At 67.4% G+C, this 20944-nt stretch carries 21 protein-coding genes; 14 read left to right on the forward strand and 7 right to left on the reverse strand.

Going from position 1 to position 20944, the window contains the following annotated elements; genetic code table 11:
* The 6 genes from AC5Y4D_RS24300 to AC5Y4D_RS24325 form a co-directional block, all read left to right on the forward strand.
* Positions 1–194: EAL domain-containing protein (locus AC5Y4D_RS24300; protein ID WP_500038417.1), on the forward strand; the 194-nt coding region annotated here is incomplete at its 5' end.
* A gap of 48 nt (positions 195–242) precedes the next feature.
* The gene (locus tag AC5Y4D_RS24305) at positions 243–1244 is read left to right on the forward strand and encodes an AAA family ATPase (RefSeq protein WP_500038418.1); all 1002 of its coding nucleotides are present in this window, start codon (positions 243–245) and stop codon (positions 1242–1244) included.
* A 7-nt stretch (positions 1245–1251) separates the two neighbouring features.
* Positions 1252–2118, forward strand: a complete 867-nt coding sequence (locus tag AC5Y4D_RS24310; RefSeq protein ID WP_500038419.1) for a DUF58 domain-containing protein — start codon at positions 1252–1254, stop codon at positions 2116–2118.
* A complete protein-coding gene (locus AC5Y4D_RS24315) occupies positions 2108–2581 on the forward strand; it encodes a hypothetical protein (RefSeq protein ID WP_500038420.1) in 474 nt (157 codons plus the stop codon). The genes AC5Y4D_RS24310 and AC5Y4D_RS24315 overlap by 11 nt, the downstream gene beginning before the upstream one ends.
* Positions 2572–3543: a hypothetical protein gene (locus AC5Y4D_RS24320; protein WP_500038421.1), complete on the forward strand. Its 972-nt coding sequence runs from the start codon at positions 2572–2574 to the stop codon at positions 3541–3543. The genes AC5Y4D_RS24315 and AC5Y4D_RS24320 overlap by 10 nt, the downstream gene beginning before the upstream one ends.
* On the forward strand, positions 3540–4442 hold the full coding sequence (locus tag AC5Y4D_RS24325) for a vWA domain-containing protein (RefSeq protein ID WP_500038422.1): 903 nt from the start codon (positions 3540–3542) through the stop codon (positions 4440–4442). The genes AC5Y4D_RS24320 and AC5Y4D_RS24325 overlap by 4 nt, the downstream gene beginning before the upstream one ends.
* A gap of 92 nt (positions 4443–4534) precedes the next feature.
* Here AC5Y4D_RS24325 and AC5Y4D_RS24330 read toward each other — a convergent pair whose 3' ends face one another.
* From AC5Y4D_RS24330 to AC5Y4D_RS24340, 3 genes are all read right to left on the reverse strand, one after another.
* Positions 4535–4714, reverse strand: coding sequence for a hypothetical protein (locus AC5Y4D_RS24330; protein WP_500038423.1), 180 nt, complete (start codon positions 4712–4714; stop codon positions 4535–4537).
* A gap of 52 nt (positions 4715–4766) precedes the next feature.
* Positions 4767–7475 (reverse strand): acyltransferase family protein, encoded by a 2709-nt coding sequence (locus tag AC5Y4D_RS24335; protein WP_500038424.1) that lies wholly within the window; start codon positions 7473–7475, stop codon positions 4767–4769.
* A 138-nt stretch (positions 7476–7613) separates the two neighbouring features.
* The gene (locus AC5Y4D_RS24340) at positions 7614–9272 is read right to left on the reverse strand and encodes an acyl-CoA synthetase (protein WP_499993555.1); all 1659 of its coding nucleotides are present in this window, start codon (positions 9270–9272) and stop codon (positions 7614–7616) included.
* A 111-nt stretch (positions 9273–9383) separates the two neighbouring features.
* Between AC5Y4D_RS24340 and AC5Y4D_RS24345 the strand changes: the two genes are divergently transcribed.
* The 6 genes from AC5Y4D_RS24345 to AC5Y4D_RS24370 all read left to right on the forward strand — a co-directional run bounded on the left by AC5Y4D_RS24345 (position 9384) and on the right by AC5Y4D_RS24370 (position 15777).
* Positions 9384–10166 (forward strand): hypothetical protein, encoded by a 783-nt coding sequence (locus tag AC5Y4D_RS24345; RefSeq protein WP_499993554.1) that lies wholly within the window; start codon positions 9384–9386, stop codon positions 10164–10166.
* 432 nt (positions 10167–10598) lie between these two features.
* Positions 10599–11717: a YncE family protein gene (locus tag AC5Y4D_RS24350; protein WP_499993553.1), complete on the forward strand. Its 1119-nt coding sequence runs from the start codon at positions 10599–10601 to the stop codon at positions 11715–11717.
* Between the two features lie 98 nt (positions 11718–11815).
* Entirely contained in the window at positions 11816–13447 is a 1632-nt protein-coding gene (locus tag AC5Y4D_RS24355; protein ID WP_499993551.1) for a long-chain fatty acid--CoA ligase, read from the forward strand.
* Between the two features lie 83 nt (positions 13448–13530).
* Positions 13531–14004 (forward strand): SRPBCC family protein, encoded by a 474-nt coding sequence (locus AC5Y4D_RS24360; RefSeq protein ID WP_499946763.1) that lies wholly within the window; start codon positions 13531–13533, stop codon positions 14002–14004.
* Positions 14005–14008: 4 nt separating this feature from the next.
* Positions 14009–14890 carry a class II glutamine amidotransferase gene (locus tag AC5Y4D_RS24365; protein WP_499993550.1) on the forward strand — a complete coding sequence of 294 codons (882 nt, stop codon included), beginning with the start codon at positions 14009–14011 and terminating at the stop codon, positions 14888–14890.
* 23 nt (positions 14891–14913) lie between these two features.
* Complete coding sequence (locus tag AC5Y4D_RS24370) at positions 14914–15777, forward strand: patatin-like phospholipase family protein (protein WP_499993549.1); 864 nt, start codon at positions 14914–14916, stop codon at positions 15775–15777.
* On the opposite strand, the gene AC5Y4D_RS24375 is transcribed toward AC5Y4D_RS24370, so the two are convergent.
* On the reverse strand, positions 15778–16839 hold the full coding sequence (locus tag AC5Y4D_RS24375) for a patatin family protein (protein ID WP_499993547.1): 1062 nt from the start codon (positions 16837–16839) through the stop codon (positions 15778–15780).
* Positions 16840–16923: 84 nt separating this feature from the next.
* Positions 16924–17322: a lipoprotein LpqV gene (gene lpqV / locus AC5Y4D_RS24380; RefSeq protein ID WP_500038429.1), complete on the reverse strand. Its 399-nt coding sequence runs from the start codon at positions 17320–17322 to the stop codon at positions 16924–16926.
* A gap of 154 nt (positions 17323–17476) precedes the next feature.
* Between lpqV and AC5Y4D_RS24385 the strand changes: the two genes are divergently transcribed.
* Positions 17477–18061: a cysteine dioxygenase gene (locus AC5Y4D_RS24385; protein ID WP_499993545.1), complete on the forward strand. Its 585-nt coding sequence runs from the start codon at positions 17477–17479 to the stop codon at positions 18059–18061.
* Positions 18058–18441 (forward strand): rhodanese-like domain-containing protein, encoded by a 384-nt coding sequence (locus AC5Y4D_RS24390; RefSeq protein ID WP_499946758.1) that lies wholly within the window; start codon positions 18058–18060, stop codon positions 18439–18441. The genes AC5Y4D_RS24385 and AC5Y4D_RS24390 overlap by 4 nt, the downstream gene beginning before the upstream one ends.
* Here AC5Y4D_RS24390 and AC5Y4D_RS24395 read toward each other — a convergent pair.
* Together AC5Y4D_RS24395 and AC5Y4D_RS24400 are read right to left on the reverse strand one after the other, a co-directional pair.
* Complete coding sequence (locus tag AC5Y4D_RS24395; protein WP_499993543.1) at positions 18438–20174, reverse strand: alpha/beta hydrolase; 1737 nt, start codon at positions 20172–20174, stop codon at positions 18438–18440. The genes AC5Y4D_RS24390 and AC5Y4D_RS24395 overlap by 4 nt on opposite strands.
* Positions 20171–20944, reverse strand: coding sequence for an enoyl-CoA hydratase (locus AC5Y4D_RS24400; RefSeq protein ID WP_499946756.1), 774 nt, complete (start codon positions 20942–20944; stop codon positions 20171–20173). The genes AC5Y4D_RS24395 and AC5Y4D_RS24400 overlap by 4 nt, the downstream gene beginning before the upstream one ends.

Raw genomic sequence — 20944 nt, forward strand, 5'->3', positions numbered from 1 at the left:
CTCTCTACCGCTCGGTGATCGGGCTCTGCGCAGAGCTGGGTCTCGAGGTGATCGCCGAAGGTATCGAGTCGACTGCTCAATCCGAGATCATCCAGGCCGCCGGCTGTCGCTTCGCACAAGGACACCTGTTCGGACAGCCCGCCCCTATCGACGACATCGTCCGCCCGAAATCCCCGCACCAACGGGCCGTCTAACCGTGCCGGCGGTGTGGAAAGCCGCCTCCCGGGTATAAAGGCGGGCGTATGACTACCGCACGTAGCCAGCCGGACCAGCGCGAGCTCGACAGCATCCGACGGACAGTTGACGCGATCTCCCGGGCGTTCGCCGCCAAGATCGTCGGGCAGCGCGACCTACGGGAATCGCTGCTGATCGGCCTGCTCGCGGGCGGCCACATCCTGCTCGAAAGCGTGCCGGGTCTGGCCAAGACCACCGCGGCCAAGGTGCTCGCCGAGTCCATCCACGGTCGCTTCCAGCGCATCCAGTGCACGCCTGACCTGCTGCCCAGCGACATCATCGGCACCCAGATCTACGACTCGGCGACCAATTCGTTCGTCACCCAACTCGGTCCGGTGCACGCCAACATCGTGTTGCTCGACGAGATCAACCGCTCCAGTGCGAAGACCCAGAGCGCGATGCTCGAGGCGATGGAGGAGCGGCAGGCCACGATCGCCGGGCAGGTTCATCCCATCGGGGAGCCGTTCCTGGTGATCGCCACCCAGAACCCCGTCGACCAGGAAGGGACCTATCCGCTCTCGGAGGCGCAGACCGACCGCTTCATGCTCAAGGAGATCGTGCGCTACCCCTCCCCGGAAGAGGAAGTGGAAGTGATGTCGCGCATCGACGCGGGTGTCTACGACAAGGAGCACCCCGCCGCACCGGTGGTCAGCCTCGACGATGTGCTGCGGCTGCAGGACGTGGTGCGCCACGTCTACATGGATCGTGCGTTGATGCTCTATGCCAGCCAACTGGTCGACGTCACCCGCCATCCCGCCCAGAAGTTGCCCAAACAGATCGCGCGCCTGGTCGAGTACGGCGCCAGCCCGCGCGCCACGATCGCGTTCTGCAAGGCGGCGCGGGCGCGTGCGGTCCTGTTCGGGCGTGCGCACGTGCTGCCCGAGGACGTCGAGAAGCTCGCGCATCGGGTGCTGCGACACCGGCTCATCCTCGGCTTCGAAGCCGCCAGCGCCGACATCACACCCGAGGTCGTGATCGACGCCGCGCTGCGCGTCGTGCGCGTGCCCTGAGGTCGTCTTGGGAAAGCACCTGAATCGGGCGAAGGCGCACTTCGGTACCGACACCCGCGGCCTGCTCGAGGGCGGGCGCTACGCGCTATTGCATACGCGCAGCATGGAATTCGACGACCTTCGCCCGTATGTCCCCGGCGACGACGTGCGCGACATCGACTGGAAAGCCTCGGCGCGGTCGGGCAGCGTGCTGATCAAACGGTTCGTCTCCGAAAAGCACCACAAGATCCTGCTCGTCGCCGACGCCGGACGCAACATGTCCGCGCTCGCCCCGGGCGGAGAGTACAAACGTGACGTGGCCGCGCACGTCATGGGCGCGGTCGGTCTGATCGGGCTGCGGCGCTCGGATCAGATCGGGATGGTCTACGGTGATCGACGCGGTTCGGTGAACGTCCCGCAGCGGCGCGGTGAGACGTACATCGAGGGATTGCTGCACCGCTGGTATCAGCACACCATGAACGACCCCGGTCGCAGCGACGTAACCGCCCAACTCGACTATGTCGCAACGCATTACCGGCACACCATGCTCATCGTCGTCGTGTCCGACGAACCCGAACCGGACGACCGACTCGACGCAGTGCTCACCAGCGTGACCGGACGCCACGACGTCATGTGGGCCATGGTTTCCGACATGCCCGCGGTGGGCCGCAGCGACATCGACGGATACGACGTCGCCACCGGCCGATTCGTCCTGAACGGAGCCGATCTCGGGCCGCGGGTCGTCGCCGCCTACCGCCGCGCCGAGCAGACCCGTCGCGACCGCCTCCATGCGTTCCTGACCCGTCATGCGATTCCGCACGCGACCATCGCAACCAGCGGCGACATCCGGCGCGAACTGGTCAACATGACCGAGGTGGCTGCCCGTGCCGGATGATCTACTGCGCCACATCTTCGGGCCACAGCCGTACTCGTCATGGTGGCTGTTCTGGGGCGCTCTCCTGATCCTGGGTGTCTTATGTTGGTACGCGGGTGTTTTCGTGTGGACGCTGCCGTCACACCGGTTACGGCGCATCCCCGCGGTGCGACGGCTGCACGCCCGGTTGATCCGTCACCGCTTCGCCCGGCGCGTGCAGCGCATCGCCGACCAACACGTCGCCGGCCAGAAAACAGCTCCGGAAGCGTGTGCGGCGATCAGCAGGACGGTGCGCAGCTTCTTGCATCAGGCGACCGGTACGCCGGCGCAGTACTTACATGTCGGGGCGCTACCGGAAAACGAATTGGCTGGGGCCGCACCGCTACTCACCCGACTCGGCGACGGGCAGTTCAACGTCGAAACCCTCGTTGACGTCGTCGAGGTGAGTGCCGACGCGCAGGAGTTGATCCGCTCGTGGACCTGAAGTGGTGGCCGGTGGCGGCCATCGGGTCGGTTTGCTTCGTCGCCGCCGTGCTGTTGGCGGCCCTGCTGCCGATGACTGCCGCCCGAAAGCGGTTGCGCCCGTTGGCCAACGTGGTGCGGCTCACCCGGTTGCCCGAGTACGCGCGGGTGGCCCGGCTGCGTTCGCTGTCGACGGTGGTGACCCTGGTGGTGCTGACGGTCATGTTCGTTGCCGCCGCCTGGGCAGGGGCCCGTCCCACCGCGTCCAGCAGGGAATTCGACGCCGCTCACCCCGAGGACATCATGCTGTGCGTCGGACAACCGGTGACCGACGCCGTCACGGTCGAGTTTCTCGATTACTTTGCCCGCCAAGACGTCGATTCGGCTCCGGCCCACCGCATCGGGCTGACTTCGACCAACCGCCGCCTGGTGCCGTTGACACGGGACCACGCGTACGCCGTGGCGCGGTTCGGTGACTTCACCCGCGCTCAACAGGCCCGGTCGTTCGCCCCGCAGGTGATCTACACGGATTACGCCGCGAGCGTGGACGATGTTCTGGCGCTGTGTATCTCAGGATTCCCCACCGCCGATCAGCGCGGCACCAGCCGACGCTCGGTGATCTACCTGGGTCCGTCGGATCTCCGTGCCGCCGGGGAGCAGCGCGCCGCTCTGTTCAACGCCGGCAGTGTGCGAGACCTGGCGCAACGGGCCGCGATCCAACTCAACGTGATCGACACGGCCCCCTCGCCCGCGAGCGGATCATTGCTCGCGCTCACCGAGCAGACCGGTGGCCGGTACCGCGTGCCGGGACCGGCCCCGGTGACCCGGGCCCTCAACGAGATACGCGGGCACGCCCCGCCGGCGCGTCTGGCCGACGGCACGGTGGTGGCATCGGATCTACAGGATGCGCCGGTCATCCCGCTGGCCATCGGGCTGATCTCGGCGGCGGTGCTGTCGGTCGCGCTGTTGGTGTTGCGCCGATGACGTTTCAGCCCCTGCTGCCCTGGGCGATCCTCGCGGTCGTCATCGGCGCGCTCGTGCTGGCCCGGCTGGTGGCGTTGCGGCAGGTGCTGTGGTCGGCCGGACGGCCACGCCGCGCCGTGCTGCGCTGGGCCGGGGTGAGTTTGGCGGTGTTGTTGCTTCTCGCCGCGGTCACCCGTCCGGGGGTCCAGGGCAAGGATCGGCAGGGCACAGCGGCGGCAGGCGAGCATCTCAACGTGTTCCTGATCGTCGACCGCTCTGTCGACGAGTCGCGAATCACGTTGATGCGCAACGACATCACGGCTGTGATCGACAAGTACCCGGCGGCGCGCTACGCACTGGTCAGTTTCGCTTCCCGCGCTGCGCTTGACTGGCCGCTGTCGCAGGACGTTTGGAGTCTGCGTCCGACCATCGCGGCTCTCTACCCCTACGGTCGGGGTCTCGACTCGGACGTCAACGCCGCGGCGGCCGGCAATGTGTTGAGGTATCAGCTGATCCAGGCCGCGCAGCAGTACCCGGGTTCACGAAATGTGGTGCTGTATCTCGGTTCCGGCGCGCCCGGTTCGCGTACCCCCCAAGGTGACTTCGACGTGACACACAATGTGGTGGACGGCGGGGCGGTGCTGGGCTACGGCCGCGCCGAGGCGATCGACGAAGCCGAATTGCGGGAAATCGCTAGGCAGCTCGCCGTGCCGTACCAGCACCGGGATCCTGCGCAGCCGTTCCGTCCCGAACTGCCCGACTCTGCCGACGACGCCCGCGTCCGGGCCCAGTCGGCCGAACGGATCGAGTTGTACTGGTTACCGGCGTTGCTCGCGGCCGCGCTGCTGCTCGCCGAGATCTACCTGTCAATCCGGGAGTTCCGGCGCGGCCGCATCGCGCGAAGGGACGTGACCCGGTGAGGCCGCGACCGGCCCGGCTGCGGTTGCGACGGCGGCTGTTGATCTACTCGTCACCGCTGAGTGTCGTCGCGCTGGCGGTGGCCGTGAAGCTGCTATCCCTCGTCGTCGCAGGGAATTCGGCCGTCTCGGCTTTCGCCGACGGCGACGGCGGCACGCTGCGCAACGACGCGGCGGTCCTGGGCATCGTCAACGTCGTCGAGCCGGCTAAAGCGCCGTTCGCCGCGGGCGTCGCCGCCGTACTGGAGGGTCGGCTCGACGATGCCGATAACCACTTCACGTCCGCGCTGGCTCGCACGGACGCCGCCGGCTCTTGCCCGGTGCGGGTCAACCTCGAGCTGGTCCGCGAGACGCAGGGCGACCGGGCTGCGGCGGCCGGTGACCGCAGCCGCGCCGACGAACGTTACGCAAGCGCGCTGACCGTCGTCGGAGATGCACCGGAAGCTTGCTTCGCAGGCAATGCCGACCCGAACAAGCAGCGGCGAGACATCCGCAACGATGCCGCGAATCGGTTGGCGGCCAAGAGGACTGGACTGTCGGCACCACCGGCGTCCGCCCCGCCGCCCCCGCCGGCGGTGCCGTTGGCGCCGCCTGCCGCACCACCGCCGGTATTCGCCCCCGACGGCAGCGAGATCCCGCCGCGCCGACTCGACCCGGGCAACGGCGATCCGCTCGACAAACTCCGGCAAGTGCTGCAGGACGCGGCCGGGGCAGCGCCGCCCGGCAATCCAGCGTGAGCGTTCCGCCGGTCCACACAACAAGACGCGGGCTCCGAGTTCCTTTCGGAACGGGCCCGCGTCTGCTGTGTGGTCGTTGTTTCGACCTGGCACCGGTCGGTGCGGTGGGTGGCGAGCGCGCCGAGGACGACAGCGCGAGCAGAGCGCACGCCCGGGGGAGGGTGTTCCTGACCTGCACGGCCACCGGTGCAGGCGCGCATGCGATACGGCCGGCCGCGAAGCCGGCGATCGTGATCGTGACCGGCAGTGCGAACAGAACGAGCAGCACCAGGAGGACGAAGCCGTACTCTGCGGTGCGATCGCGGGTCGGCGAGACCGAAGGCGGTTGCGTGGGTGAGGCCGGGGTGGACAAGGCCGCGCCTACCGGGGCGTCGCGGAGTCCGTCGGCCACGGGATCCGGTGCTGCGGGCGGCGCGGGGTTCTCCGCCTCGATCATCGCCGCGACGACGGTCTCCGCGTAGAGGTCGGCACCTTCCCGGGGTTGCGGGTGGATGTGGTCTGCGTAGAGCAGGTCCTCGTGGCCGCTGACGGCGCTCTGCCAATCGATCAGGTGGACGTTCGCGCGGTGAGTGAAGGTCGCGTCGGTCAGGATCTGGTTGACCTGGTCGGTCCAGGACCGGTCGTGCAGATACAGGTTGACCAGGAAGACCTTGCGGTCCGGGCCGATGGTTTCCAGGAGCGCTTCCAAAAGGTCGGGCGTGAAGGGGCCGTTGGTGCCCAATCCCAGCAGGACCACCGGGCGCAGCGAACCGTTGGCGGCGAGGGAGCCGATGATGCCGGGAGCCGCCTGCATGGCGCGGTTGGTGGCCGCGTCGATCCGGATGCCGGGCAGCCGCTCACGCAGCGCAAAAGACGAGGCCAGCATCACCGAGTCGCCCACCGCAGTGATTTGGTCGCCGGGCGGGGGACCGATCGGTTCCGGCGGTGACGACGGGCGCGCCTCAGGTGCGGCTGGCGCGTCGGCGACGGGCGCCGGCGTAACCGGGGTCGACACACCGGGATCCGCAACGGGCGTCGACGCCTCTTGCGCCGCGAGGGCGTCGGCCAGCTGCTTGTCCAGCCCGGTCGGCGCCGGGGTGGGCGCCCACACCAGCGCGGACGCTACGAACACCGATGCGGCGGCCAGCGCGGCTGCCACCAGCCTGCTGCCGGTACGCCCGCCGGGCACCGTGCGCCAGCCGGCCTGCACCGCGCCGCGGTACCCGAGGCGCAGGACGGGCCTTTCGATCCAGCGGTACGAACCCGCGGCCAACAGCGTCGCGACGGTCACCTCCACCCCGGCGACCAGAAGCGTCCGCTGCCCGCAGATGCGGTCCCCGAGCACGAAGACCGGCCAATGCCACACGTACAAGCCATAGGACCGGGCACCGAGCCAGCACACCGAGGGTCGCGACAGCAACCGGCCGATCAGGGTGCGGCCGTGTCCCGCCCCGACGATGAGCAGCGCACTGGCTGCCGAGACGGCGACGATACCGCCCTGGTAGGTCAGCGAACCGTTCTCGTCCAGCAACCAGTAGGCCAGGGCTATCACGGCCAGGCCGAGCCGGGCCGATGCGCCGGTGAGCGCCGTCCGGCGCGCCGACCAGTGCACTCCTGACGCCGCCGGCCAGACGGCGGCCAACACGGCGCCGCCGAACAGCCCGGCGCTGTGAGTAGCCGTGCTGTAGTAGATCGGCGAGGGATCGGTGGCGGGCTGATACAGCAGAGCCATTGCTGTCGCGGAGGCAACCGCACCCAGTCCGGCGACCACCGCGACCGCCCGGGCACCGGGTCTTCGGCGATACCAGCACAGCACCGCCACGACGATCGCGGGCCAGACCAAGTAGAACTGTTCCTCCACCGCCAGCGACCACAGGTGCTGCAGCAACGACGGCGGCCCGAACTTGGCGAAGTACGACTGGTGTTCGCTGATCTGCACCCAGTTGCTGGTGAAGGTCAGCGCACCCGAGACCTCGGTGCGCAGCGCGTGCAACAACGAGCGGTCGACCAGCGCGGTCACGCCGACGACGACGAACAGCATCGGCAACAACGGCGACAGAATCCGGCGGGCCCGCCGAATCCAGAACTGGCGCAGGCTGATTCGACCGGTGTCCGCGCGCTCGGCGAGCAGTAGCCGAGTGATCAGAAACCCGCTGATCACGAAGAACACGTCGACGCCGAGATAGCCGCCGGGCAGCCATGCCGGATTGACGTGATACAGCACGACCGCACTGACCGCGAGAGCCCGCATGCCGTCGATCCCGGGCAGCTTGCCCGGACGCGAGCGCGTCGACGCCGGAGCAGCGGACCCGGCCCCCACCCGCGTGGAGCATGAGATCGTCGCCACTGTTGGTCGGCTCCCCGCTGCCGCTTACCAATTCGAAGTTGTCTTCGAGTGAGCTAGGCTAGCCGATCCGACGCGCAGTGGCAGGTATTTGAGCGTCCGCGGCGTCGTTGGCTACGCCGGTTCCTCGACGTCCATCTCGGTCAACACCCGCCGCAGCAGTTTTCCGGTCGCGTTGCGGGGTAGCTCCTCGATGAACACCACATCGCGCGGCACCTTGTGGCGAGCCAGGTTGTTCTTCACATACTGCTTGATCTCCGTCGGGTCCTGGCTGGCACCCGGCTCGGAAACGATGAAGGCGCGCAACCGCTTTCCGAACTCGACGTCGTCGACACCGACCACCGCCACCTCGGCGACGTCGGGGCGTTCCTCGAGCAGATTCTCCACCTCCTGCGGGAAGACATTCTCACCGCCGGACACGATCATGTCGTCGTCGCGGCCGTCGACGAACAGCAACCCGTTCTCGTCGATGTGGCCCATGTCACCGCTGGACATGTAGCCGTCGATGATCTGCTTGTTGCGGCCGTCGGTGTAGCCCGAGAAGGGTGCGCCGTTGCGGACAAAGATGCGGCCGCGACGGTTCGAACCCTCGATCCGGCGGTCGTTTTCGTCGTACAACACCACCTCGCACGTCAGCGGCGCGCGACCGGCAGTGCCGGGTGCGGCACGGAGTTCTGCGGGGGTGGCCACGCTCGCGATGGCGCACTCGGTGGAGCCGTACATGTTGTAGAGAACGTCGCCGAAGGTGTCCTGCACGCGGGTGGACAACTCGGGACTCAGCGCCGACCCGGCGATCAGGATCACTTTCAGCGACGAGGTGTCGTACTTCCCGAGGACGTCGGGACCCAGCTCCACCATCCGGTGCAGCATCGTCGGGACCGCAACCAACATGTCGGCTCGGTGATCGGCGATGAGCTTCAGCGTGGCTTCGGCCTTGAACCGCCGCAGGGTCACCACTTTGTTGCCCAATGCCGCACCGACCGTGTAGGTGGCCCAGCCGGTGCTGTGGAAGATCGGCGAGACGATGACCATGGTTCCCTTGCGCGGGAACGGGATTCGGTCGACGATCTGGGCGGTCGCCAGCGGATTCACCGTGTCGCGCGGCGCGCCCTTGGGCAGGCCGGTCGTGCCGCTGGTCAAGATGACCGAGCCGCCGGATTTGGTCGGCGGCGGCAGCGGGTCGGTGGAATTCGCGGCGACGATGTCGTCCAGCGTGTGTGCCGCCGCGGGCAGCTCCGCGCCCTCGTCCACCCAGGTCAGCACGCGCGGCAGCTCGGGGGGCAGGGCGTCGAGCAGACCGAGGAATTCGCTGTCGTGCAGCACCACGCTGACGCCCTCGCGCTGGCAGACCTCGGCGAATTGCGGTTTGGCGAAGCCGGTGTTCATCAGCACCATGCGGGCGCCGATCTTCCCGCAGGCCGCCATCGTGATGATCAAGCCGCGGTGATCGCGACACAACAGCCCGACGACCGAGCCGGCGGCGACACCGAGCGACTGCAGACCGTGCGCCAGAGCCCAGGACTGGTCGTCGACCTCCTGGTAGGTCAGCGTCCCGCGTTCGTCGACAATCGCCGGCAGCGTCGGATACCTGCGGCCACCCAGGATGGTCATGGTGGCCTGCGGACCGTAGACGCGCGACAGCTTGCCGCCCTGAATCGTCGAATTCAGGTCTTTCAGGTCGATGATGCCGGTATCGGTGAGTCGTTTGACCGCCCGTCCGGCCTCGCTGATGTGCTGCAGCTTCTGCCGGATGCCGGTCAGTGCGCTGGCCATTGGCCCCTCCTCGACGAAAAGTTCGCGACAACGGAGGTTGTCGGTCCGTAGGCTATACCTGCCGCCGCCCGTGCCGCGACGCCATCTGACCCACCCATAGACTGACCCTTCGTGGGCATGCTTTTCGGCTTTGCGCCGTGGATCGTCTATTGGGTCCTGGTCGGTAACGTCCCATTCATCACCGCGGTGTCGATCGCGCTGCTGATGGCCGTCGCGGTTCTCGCGGTCGGGCGGGCCACCGGCAAACCCGGTCAATCGCTCGAAATCGGTGCCGTCGCAACGTTTGTGGTGTTGGTGGTGCTGGCCGTCACGGTTGGCGACACCTTCATGGAGCGCTGGATTCAACCGCTCAGCAACGCGGGCATCTTCCTGGTGACGCTGGTCGGTGTGCTGATCGGCAAGCCGTTCGTGCGCGAGTTCGCCGCGGCCGAGCAGCCCCCGGATGTCGTGAACACCGCGCTGTTCCGGCGGATCACCACCATCCTGACCTGGGTCTGGGTCGCCGCGTTCGCCGGGATGACGGTGTCGTCGGCGATCCCGCCGATCGTGCAGGACGGCGCGACGATCCTGGACACCAAGACCACGCTGTCGTTCACCTTCTACTGGGTCGTCCCGTTCGTGTTGCTGGGCGCGGCGGCGTTGGCATCGCGTTTCCTGCCCGAACGGATGCTGGCCGGAATCGACGACATCGCCCGGGAAACATCCTTCGTGGCCTACGACGAGGCCACCATCGACGAGCTCTACTACCTGGCCCAGGAGCACGCCAACCGGGAGGTCGGCCCCGGCAAGGAGGCCTACAACGTCAAAGTCGGCGGGATGGGCACGCCACTGACCGGCGACGAGTCCCGAAAGTCGTGGCCCTCGACGTACAAGGTGCGGGACAAGAAGCGCTAGCGGCGCAGCTGAGCCGCCGTGTCTACTAATTCACCACGACACGCTATTCGACACTGTGATATACGCCTCTTTTCGGCGGCAATAATTAAGAACTTCTTATTTAACGATCAGCACGCGTGTCAATAAATTATTAGCCATAAGCAGGCGGAAGCTTGTTGTGGAGGCGTTTTGTTGTTTGCTAGGCACGTACGGCCGGGACCCCGCTTTGGGCTCACCTGAGCAAATACTAAGCCAGGAAGTGTGACCCAGATAACAGCGCCGAATTTGCATTCTATTCGGCAGAAATTCGACCACTAGAATGGCTGATTAACGCATTAAACCCATGATGCCGTCATGCGCATCAACCGGAAGCCGGTGTCACCCAGGTGGGCGCGACGCACGCCGGCCTCGAGGTCCGACGAACGACAGTAAGGCGGTGCCAACGTGAGTTTCGTGAGCAGCAGGAACGGCGAATTGATTCAGCACGCGGCGGCCGCCGAGCCGGTGACCGTCCAGATCCCGGTGAACAACGGCCCCATCAGCGGCATCGCCGCCAGCCCCGACGGCAGCAGGCTGCTGGTGACCAACTACGGCGGCGCCAGCGTCTCGGTCATCGACACCGGCCATTACCGCGTGGTGCAGACCATCCGCGGCGTCGACGAGCCGTTCGCCCTGGCCGTGGACGCCGCTGACCGCGCCTACGTGTCCAGCGTGGCGAACGCCTACGACGCGATCCAGGTCATCGATGTGCTCACCGGCGACGTGGTCGCCACCCACCCGGTGGCCCTCAGTGTCAGCGACCTCGCGGCCGGCGCGGACGGCAAGCACCTCTACATCGGCCGAAACGGCGCCCGCAACGCCGACGTCGCCGTCATGGACACCGCCACCGGGCACGTGCAGGTGATCGACATCGCGACCACCCCGGGCACCACCACCGAATGCGTCCGGGTCAGTCCGGACGGGACGCGCGTGTACGTCGGCGTCAACGGCCCGTCCGGGGGGCAACTGGTCGTCATCGACACCGGCGCAGAACTGGAAGAATCCGGTCGGCGTTCGCGGTGGCGCCGCAGGAACAAATCCCGCGGCAACAGCGAGCCGGCGGTGATCGCCACCATCGAAATCGGGCTGGCCGTGCGCGACGTCGCCGTCAGCCCCAACGGCGCGCTGGCCTACGTCGCCAGCAGCGGTCCGGAGTTCGCCGTCGTCGACGTTGTCGACACCCGCACCAACAAGATCACCGGCACCCGCAAGGTGGCCGAGGTCAGCGGCATCCTCACCCGACTCACCCTCAGCGGTGACGGCGAACGGGCCTACTTGGTCAGCGACGACAGCGTCACCGTCCTGTGCACGCTCACCCAGGACGTCGTCGAATCGCTGAAGGTCGCGGCTGAGCCGTCCTGCGTGGTGGAAAGCCCGGACGGTCGGTACCTGTATGTCGCCGACTACTCCGGCTCCGTCCTGGTGGCGCCGATCGCCTCGGAGGCCGGCTTCGAGCAGGCCGCGCTGGAAAGTGCGCACTCGACGGATCTGTTCGTCCCCGACGTGCTGCGCTACGACGCCGCGCTGGTCTGACGGCCCTCGGGCCGAGGTTTCTCGTCGCGCGGCGCGGCGATAGCATTCGCGCAGGAGATGAGGCGGTGCTGCGCCGCGACGCGTGAGGCGGTACATCGATGTACAGCACGATGCAGGATTTCCCGCTGACGATCACCGCGATCATGCGGCACGGGTGCGGAGTCCACGGATCGCGGGAAGTCATCACGGCCACGGGTGGGGGTTACCGCAACACCACCTACCGCGAACTGGGCCGGCAGGCTGCCCGGCTGGCAAACGCGTTGCGCCGCATCGGCATTACCGGCGATCAGCGGGTGGCCACCTTCATGTGGAACAACGCCGAACATCTCACGGCGTACCTCGCGGTGCCCTCGATGGGGGCGGTGCTGCACACGCTGAACATCCGGCTGTTCGCCGAGCAGATCATCTACGTGGCCGGCGAAGCCGAGGACCGCGTGCTGTTGGTCGACCTGTCGCTGGCCGAGTTGTTGGCGCCGGTGCTGTCCGAACTCGACACCGTGCACACCGTCATCGCGGTGGGCGACGGTGACACCGCGGTGCTGGAAGAGTCCGGCAAAACGGTGGTGCGCTATGCCGACGTGATCGACGGCGAGTCAACGGAATTCGACTGGCCGTCGCTCGACGAGAACTCCGCGGCCGCCATGTGCTACACCAGCGGCACCACCGGACACCCCAAAGGGGTTGTTTACAGCCATCGTTCGAGCTTCCTGCACACCATGGCGACGTGCACCACCAACGGCATCGGGGTGGGGTCCAGTGACCGGCTGCTGCCGGTCGTGCCGATGTTCCACGCCAATGCATGGGGTCTGCCGTATGCGGCGCTGGCAGCCGGCGCCGATCTGGTGCTGCCCGATCGGCACCTCGACGCCCCGTCGTTGGTCCACATGGTCGAACACCTGCGCCCGACGCTGGCCGGCGCGGTGCCGACCATCTGGAACGACGTCATGCATCATCTCGAGCGCAACCCCGGCCATGACATGTCCTCGTTGCGCCTGGTCGCCTGCGGCGGATCGGCCGTCCCGGAATCGCTGATGCGCACTTTCGAGGACAAGCACAACGTGCAGATCCGACAGCTGTGGGGGATGACCGAAACGTCGCCGCTGGCGTCGATGGCCTGGCCGCCGCCCGCGACGCCGGACGAGGAGCACTGGGCCTTCCGGGTCACTCAGGGCCAACCGGTGTGCGGCGTGGAAACCCGCATCGTCGACGACGACGGCCGGGCGCTGCCCCATGACGGTAAAGCGGTGGGGGAGTTGGAAGTTCGCGGGCCGTGGATCACCGGCTCGTACTACCTGAACCAGGACGAGTCCAAGTTCGACTCCGGATGGTTGCGCACCGGCGACGTCGGGCGCATCGACGAGCAGGGCTTCATCACCCTGACCGACCGCGCCAAGGATGTCATCAAATCCGGCGGCGAATGGATCTCGTCGGTCGAACTGGAGAATTGTCTGATCGCGCACCCCGACGTGGTGGAGGCCGCCGTCGTCGGCGTCCCCGACGAACGCTGGCAGGAACGTCCGCTGGCCGTCGTCGTCGCCCGGGAGGGGGCCGACCTCACCGCGGGTGAACTGCGAAAATTCCTGTCGGACAAGGTGGTTCGTTGGTGGCTGCCCGACCGGTGGACCTTTGCCGAAAAAATCCCCCGCACCAGCGTCGGCAAGTACGACAAGAAGACCATCCGGTCGCGCTACGCCGAGGGCGCCTACGATGTGACCGAGGTGCGCGACTAGACACCGCGAGCAGACGCAGACTCGCACAATTTCGTGCTCGACAGTGCGATTCTGTGTCTGCTCGTGGCCGGAAAGAGGGGGATATGACCCAGCCCGTTACCGTCGAGCAGTCCCGAGCGATACCCGTCTCGGTCGAGGATGCCTTCGCCGGCACGATGCCGATCTCGCTGCCGCACGTCTGTTCTCAGTGGTACGGGGCGATCCCGCCCATCAAAGCGGTGCGCGACCAAACCGGCGATTGGGACTCGGTTGGACAGACCCGCACCATTCTGATGGTCGGTGGCGGTCGCGTACACGAGGAGCTGACCAGCGTCGACCCGCCGCATTCGTTCGGCTACACACTGTCGCGAGTCAGCGGTCCGTTGGCGGCCCTGGTCAGTTCGGTCGACGGCAAATGGTCGTTCGCGCCGGCGGGCACCGGAACGCGGGTGAGCTGGCAATGGACGCTGCACCCGAAATCGTCGGCGACGGCGCCGCTGCTACCGCTGTTCGGCAAGATGTGGAAGGGCTACGCGCGCGTGGTCTTAGAAAAACTGTCCGCGCAGCTGGTGCATTGAACTCATGTGTCGACTCTTCGGCCTGCATGCCGGCACAGAGGTTGTGACGGCGACCTTCTGGTTACTCGACGCACCCGACAGTCTCGAGACGCAGAGCCGCAAGAACCCCGACGGCACGGGACTGGGACTATTCGACGAACGCGGCCGGCCACAGCTGCACAAGGAACCGATAGCGGCCTGGCAGGACCGGGATTTCGCCACCGAGGCGCATAGTCTGTCCGGTACGACGTTCATCGCCCACGTCCGCTACGCGACGACGGGATCCCTGGACGTGCGCAACACCCACCCGTTCCTGCAGGACGGCCGGATCTTCGCGCACAACGGCATGATCGAGGGTCTCGACGTCGTCGACGAACGGCTGCGGGAACTCGGCACCCACGACCTGGTGCTGGGCCAGACCGACTCCGAGCGGGTGTTCGCCTTGATCACCGGATACATCCGAGCCCAAAAAGGCGACGTGACAAGCGGTTTGGTCGACGCCGTCGGCTGGCTGGCGACGAACGTGCCGATCTATGCGCTCAACATCCTGCTGTGCATGGGCACCCAGATGTGGGCATTGCGGTACCCGCAGACCCACCAGCTGTTCATGCTGGACCGGCGCCACGACGGCCGACCCGATTTCGACATGTCCACCAGCAGGATCCACGCCCAGAGCGAGACGCTCACCCAGACTTCGGCGGTGGTGTTCGCCACCGAGCCGATGGACGACGACGACCGCTGGTGCCTGCTCGACCCGGGTGAGCTGGTCTACGTCGACACCGACCTGCAGATCACCCGCAATCTGGTGTTCCCGGATCCGCCCCGACACCTGGTGCGCAGGGACGATCTCACTCAGCCGGTCTTCCGCGCCCAGCACGCGATGCCGGGCACGCGGCACCTTCCCTAACCCCGGCTGGCAGAGTAGTTGCAATGTCCTCCCGACGCGCACTTGTCCTGGCCGGTGGTGGAGTTGCGGGAATCGCCTGGGAGACAGGCGTTCTCTGCGGCATCGCCGACGAATCGCCGGACGCGGCGCGGCTGTTGCTGGAATCCGACGTGTTGGTCGGCACGTCGGCGGGGTCGACGGTGGCAGCTCAGATCAGCAGCGGGAGCACGCTGGCCGAGCTGTTCGACCGGCAAGTGGCGGAGACGTCGGCCGAGATCGACCCCGGCGTCGACATCGACTCGATCACCGCGCTGTTCCTGGACGCGCTGCGCGAGCCGGGTGCCTCCAAGGCGCAACGGCTGCAGCGGATCGGCGCGGTGGCGCTGGCCACCCGGACCGTGCCCGAGGCCGTGCGCCGGGAGGTGATCGCGCACCGGCTGCCGTCGCACCAATGGCCGCAGCGCGACGTGCGGATCACCGCGATCGACACCGAAACCGGGGGCCTGGTGATCTTCGACCGCGACTCCGGAGTCGAGTTGGTGGACGCGGTGGCGTCCAGCTGCGCGGTGCCCGGGGCGTGGCCGCCGGTGACGATCGACGGCCGGCGCTACATCGACGGCGGCGTCAACAGCACGGTCAACGTCGGTGTCGCCGACGACTGCGACGCGATAGTGGTGCTGGTGCCCGCCGGCGCGGACGCTCCGTCACCGTTCGGTCCGGGACCCGCCGCCGAGATCGCCGCGTTCCCCGGCACTGCGCTGAGTGTGTTCGCCGACGAGGAGTCCCTGACGGCATTCGGGCCCAACCCGCTCGATCCGCGTTGCCGGATCGGGTCGGCGCGGGCCGGGCGCGAACAGGGACGCCGCGAGGCCGGAGCGGTCGCGCGTTTCCTCGGCGTCGCCGAATAGTCAGCGGGTCTCGACCGCGTTCCGATCCTGCTCGTCGTCGCCGGAGTTCTCGAACGCATCCAACGCGCGGGTCGCCAGCGCGCGACCAGCGTCGATCACCTCGACGGCACGGTGGAACTCCAGGCTGCGGCAGGTGGTACGCGGTACCTCGATCAGCAGGTCGGGCGGATAGGCCGCCAACGTGTGGCGGGCCAGTGCGGACTGGGCGATGTCTATCGTCCGGTTCATCACGTCGAAACCGCCCAGCTTCGGGATCTCCGGCGCATCGACATCGTCGTCGTCGCATTGGTCGACCGCGTCGGCTTCGTCCTCCAGATCCGGGACGGTCGCCCCGAACCGGCTCAACATCGCGCGCGCCGTGGGACGGTCCAGCAGTGCCTTGGCGGCGCTGGTGTCGAACAACGCGGTGGTGCTGCGCAGCATGCGGTTCAGCCACTCTGCGGTCACACCCGGTTCGGCGTCGCGGGTGGCACCCGGCTCGCTGCCGTTGAGGCTCACCGCGATGGTCAGGTCGGAGTTGATGGCAGCGATCGGCGCCATCGGCAACGGGTCCAGGATGCCGCCGTCGGCGAGCAGACGGCCGTCGATCTCGTGCGGCGCAATCACACCCGGTATCGCGATGGACGCCCGGATGGCTTCGTCGACGGGACCACGCTGAAACCACACCGACTTGCCGGTCAGTAGGTCAGTGGCAACCGCGGTGTAGGGGACGTCCAATTCCTGGATGGTGACCGGACCCAGGATGTCGCGCACCGCGTCCAGGATCTTCTCGGCCCGCAGCACCCCCGCCGCCGTCAACGACGGGTCGAGCAGGCGCAGAATCGTGCGCTGGGTGAGGGACTTGGCCCAGTCGGCGAGTTCGTCGAGCCGTCCGGCCGCCTGAACGCCGCCGACCACCGCGCCCATCGACGAGCCGGCGATCCCGACTATTTCGTAACCGCGTTCTTCTAGCGCCTGGATCACCCCGATGTGGGCGTAACCGCGGGCGCCGCCGCTGCCCAGCGCCAACGCGACGCGAGCGCCGGACGATCCGCGCGGACGAACGGAATTCGGACCGGCCATGGCCTCATTCTGCTTGGCGCGGCCCGCACCGGCAGAACCGGCCAAGGGTTTCTTGCACCCCTGATCGGAATTCGAAAGTCAGCCTCAACCGCATTCGCCGCGGGCGCCTGCCTGGGCCGCGACGATCACAGCGGCCTGCCGTGCGGAGCCGAGGTCCGCCCACCGCTTGTTCCAGCTGCCGGCAACGCCGGACGCGGACCTCTGGACCATCGCCAGGTACGGCTCGATGGCGGCCTCGCCGGTACTGCCCTGGGCGTCCATCCACACCTTGGCGGCATGGCAGGCCTGGAAATACTCCTCTTCGGTGGATTCCGCGGGCGCGTCGACCCGGGTCGTCACACCGGCGGGGGAGACGCCGATCGCTCCGGCGGGCAGCGAACTGGACGCGGGCGACGACGGCGCCGACGAAGAACCGGCATTGCCGCCGCTGCCGCCGCCCGAGCAGCCGGCCACGACGGCCGAAACGACGACCACTGCGCACAGCACTACCGACCGCGCTGAGAGGTGTCTGCGTCGGCACACGCCACCCAATCTATGCAACACTTTCCCCGTGTTGGAGCGGTTCGGACTTTGCGAGTGTTGTCGGCCCTGACGCCGCCGCTTGCCCCAGCCGTTTCCCACTCCGGAGTTCTGTCCCATGGCTCTGCCTCTTTCGCAGTCTCTTTCCCGTCCCTTCTCCGCCCCCGCTGCCGCGCTGGCCGTTCCCTACCCCGGGCCCACCCGGCTTCGGGTGCCGGATCTGCTGCATGCCACCGATCAGGCCGCGGACGACGTGCTCAGTGGGCGCTGCGACCACCTGTTGCCCGCGGGCGGCGTGCCCGAGAACGACCGTTGGTTCGTCCGCATCCACGGTGACGAGGAACTCGACCTCTGGCTGATCAGCTGGGTCCCCGGGCATGCGACCGAACTGCACGACCACGGCGGTTCGCTCGGCGCGCTAACGGTGCTTGCCGGGTCGCTCAACGAGTTCCGTTGGGACGGTAGAAAATTGCGTCGTCGGCGGCTCGACGCCGGCGATCAGGCCGGTTTCCCGCTGGGCTGGGTGCACGACGTGGTGTGGGCGCCGCGACCGGCCGCCTCGTCGCCTCCGCTGGAGCCGACCCTGAGCGTGCACGCATACTCCCCCCCGCTGACCGCCATGTCGTATTACGAAGTGACCGAACGCAATACGCTGCGCCGGCAGCGCACCGAACTGACCGATCAGCCCGAAGGGCCAGGATGAGCCGGATCGACCGGGTACTGGACGCGGCCCGCCAACGGTATCGCCGACTGCCCGCCGATGAGCTGCCCGAGGCGTTGCGACGCGGCGCGGTGCTCGTCGACATCCGGCCGGCCGCCCAGCGCGCCCGCGAAGGCGAGGTTCCCGGCGCGCTGGTGATCGAACGCAACGTCCTGGAATGGCGCTGCGACCCGACCAGCGACGCCCGCCTGCCGCAGGCCGTCGGCGACGACGTCGAGTGGGTGATCCTGTGCTCGGAGGGCTACACCTCGAGCTTGGCGGCCGCCGCACTGCTGGACCTGGGTCTGCATCGCGCGACCGACGTGGCGGGCGGCTATCACGCGCTGGTCGCCGCCGGCGTGCTGGACCTCGCAGCCGGCTAGTTGTCGCCGGACGGCCCTTCCAGCGTCACATTGGCGTGCAGCAGCGGTCGCAGCCGTTCGGTCTTGTCCTGCGTCCATCCCGGCGGCGACAACACCGCGGCCCAACCGTCGGCGCAGTTGGCGACGTAGCGGTGGCCATGCCCGTCGGGAACGTCGACCGCAACCGCCATGTCGGCGGATACCTGCAAGAACGTGATGAACGGGATCCAGCGCATGGCGGGCAGCACGTCGGAGCCGGGTGTTTCCTTCAGCCAGTCCGGTTCTTTGAACAACAGGTTGGGGGTCCACCAGGCGATGGGATCGGAGGCGTGCTGCAGATAGACAACCCGCGGTCGGCCCCACTCGGCTTTGGGCCGGTCCAGATCCTGTTGCTGCGCAACGAATCTCACATTGTGACCGTCGTCGTATATCGGTAACCATTGCGGCGAACCGCGATCCCGGGTCGCGGTCAGCTGGGTCCAGATCGTGTTCTGGAACGTCGGTCCGCTGAACAGGGCGCCGTCGGTGCGGGCCAGGACGTTGTTGAGGCTCATGAACGGCGCCTCACCGCCGAATGATCCGAGGCTCTCACCGAACACGACGAGTTTGGGGCGCTTGAACTCCGGCAGCTGCTTGATCAGCTTGTCGACGGCCTCGAACAGTGCCTGCCCGGCGTGCCGGGCGTTCTCCTTGTCCACCAGGAACGACAACCAGCTCGGCAGGAACGAGTACTGCATGCTGACGATCGCGGTGTTGCCGTTATACATGTACTCCAGCGCCGAAGCCTCCGCCTCGTTGATCCATCCGGTGCCGGTGGTGGTGGCCACCGCGACGACGGCGCGTTGCAGGCCGCCGGTGCGCATCAGCTCGCGCGCCGCCAGATCCGCGGTCGCGTCGATGCCGTCCGCGGATTTCAGGCCCGCGTAGGCCCGGATCGGCACAGTGGCCGGAGCGCCGTTGAATGCGGCGAGCTTTCTCGTCGACGGTCCGCCCTGGACGAAGAGCCGGCCCTGATGTCCCAACGACTCCCACGAAACCAGCGAGCCCGGACCGCCGGAGCGCAGGTTGGTTCGCGGGGGAGCGGTGTCGGGATCCATCTCGTTGTTGACCGACGAGAAGGTGCCGTTCATGGATCTCATCGCGAACTTGAGGACCACGCCGTTGAGCAGGCTGATGGTCAGCACCGTGAGTCCGATGGTCACGATGGCCGCCGACACGCGAAACGGCGCGATCCGATCCACTTGTGCCACAAGACCTCTGACCAGCCATCGAATGAGCTTGCCGATTTCCACCAGGGTGAACAGCACGATCATCGACAGTGCGGCGGTGTAGGGGTACTCGTACCATTTCAGGTGCGGTACTCCCATCAGGTCCCGCACGTCGTCCTGCCACACGTGGAACCGGATGGCCATCACGACCACTCCGATCGCACCGACCACGAGCAGCGGCGGCCACGCCCAGCCCGGTGCCGGGGCGGTGGTGTTCTGCGAACGCATGTAGCGGACCAGCCAGACGGTGAAAACGCCCAGCCCGTAACCGATTGCGCCGGAGACGCCGCTGACCACGCCCTGGAACAGCGGACCGCGGGGCAGTAGCGACGGCGTCAGCGACAACCACAGGAAGATCAGGCCCAGCAGGGTCCCGGTGTAGGTGTAGTTGCGGACCCACCACCGTCCGTGCACCAGCGGCGGCGCCAGGTCCCTATCGAGGTCGCTTGGCTCGTCGTCGGTCGCGACGGTGGCGGTACCGCTCATCGGTGGGTGAAATCGGGCGGGCGCTTCTCGATGAAGGCCGCCATGCCCTCGGACTGATCGTCGGTGGCGAACAGCGAGTGAAAAAGCCTGCGCTCGTTGAGAAGTCCCTCGGCCAGCGTCGATTCGAATGCCCGGTTGACGGCCTCTTTGGCCATCTGCGCGGACGGCAGCGACATCTGCGAGATGGTCGTGGCGACTGCCTTGGCCTCGGTCAGCAAGTCGTCGGCGGGAACCACTCGCGAAACCAGTCCGCTGCGCTCGGCTTCGGCGGCGTCGATGGTCCTTCCGGTCAAGATGAGGTCCATCGCCTTGGCCTTGCCGATCGCGCGGGTCAACCGCTGCGAGCCACCCATGCCCGGGATGACACCCAGCTTGATCTCCGGCTGGCCGAATTTCGCGGTGTCGGCGGCGATCAGCAGGTCGCACATCATCGCCAGCTCGCAACCGCCGCCGAGGGCGTATCCGGCTACCGCGGCGATCGTCGGGGTGCGCACGGCGGCCAGCTTGCCCCAGGGAGCGAAGAAGTCGGCCCCGAACGCGTCGGCGAAGGACAGATTGGCCATCTCCTTGATGTCGGCGCCCGCGGCGAACGCCTTGGCCGAACCGGTGATGACGATCGCACCGATGCCCGGGTCGGCATCCAATTCGGCTGCGGCACTGGTGACTTCACCCATCACCTGGCTGTTGAGCGCGTTCAGTGCCTTGGGCCGGTTCAGGGTGATGATGCCGACGCGTTCGTCGCGGTCGACGAGGATGGTCTCGTACGTCAT

The organism is Mycobacterium sp. NGS67, assembly GCF_059812185.1.

Bases quoted from the DNA above. Each gene is read 5' to 3' on its own strand.
- AC5Y4D_RS24370 (WP_499993549.1), top strand. From the start codon at position 14,914: ATGTCCTCCCGACGCGCACTTGTCCTGGCCGGTGGTGGAGTTGCGGGA.
- AC5Y4D_RS24305 (WP_500038418.1), top strand. From the start codon at position 243: ATGACTACCGCACGTAGCCAGCCGGACCAGCGCGAGCTCGACAGCATC.
- AC5Y4D_RS24340 (WP_499993555.1), bottom strand. From the start codon at position 9,272: ATGGCCAGCGCACTGACCGGCATCCGGCAGAAGCTGCAGCACATCAGC.
- AC5Y4D_RS24395 (WP_499993543.1), bottom strand. From the start codon at position 20,174: ATGAGCGGTACCGCCACCGTCGCGACCGACGACGAGCCAAGCGACCTC.
- AC5Y4D_RS24375 (WP_499993547.1), bottom strand. From the start codon at position 16,839: ATGGCCGGTCCGAATTCCGTTCGTCCGCGCGGATCGTCCGGCGCTCGC.
- AC5Y4D_RS24385 (WP_499993545.1), top strand. From the start codon at position 17,477: ATGGCTCTGCCTCTTTCGCAGTCTCTTTCCCGTCCCTTCTCCGCCCCC.
- AC5Y4D_RS24360 (WP_499946763.1), top strand. From the start codon at position 13,531: ATGACCCAGCCCGTTACCGTCGAGCAGTCCCGAGCGATACCCGTCTCG.
- AC5Y4D_RS24325 (WP_500038422.1), top strand. From the start codon at position 3,540: ATGACGTTTCAGCCCCTGCTGCCCTGGGCGATCCTCGCGGTCGTCATC.
- AC5Y4D_RS24355 (WP_499993551.1), top strand. From the start codon at position 11,816: ATGTACAGCACGATGCAGGATTTCCCGCTGACGATCACCGCGATCATG.
- AC5Y4D_RS24390 (WP_499946758.1), top strand. From the start codon at position 18,058: ATGAGCCGGATCGACCGGGTACTGGACGCGGCCCGCCAACGGTATCGC.
- AC5Y4D_RS24400 (WP_499946756.1), bottom strand. From the start codon at position 20,944: ATGACGTACGAGACCATCCTCGTCGACCGCGACGAACGCGTCGGCATC.
- AC5Y4D_RS24365 (WP_499993550.1), top strand. From the start codon at position 14,009: ATGTGTCGACTCTTCGGCCTGCATGCCGGCACAGAGGTTGTGACGGCG.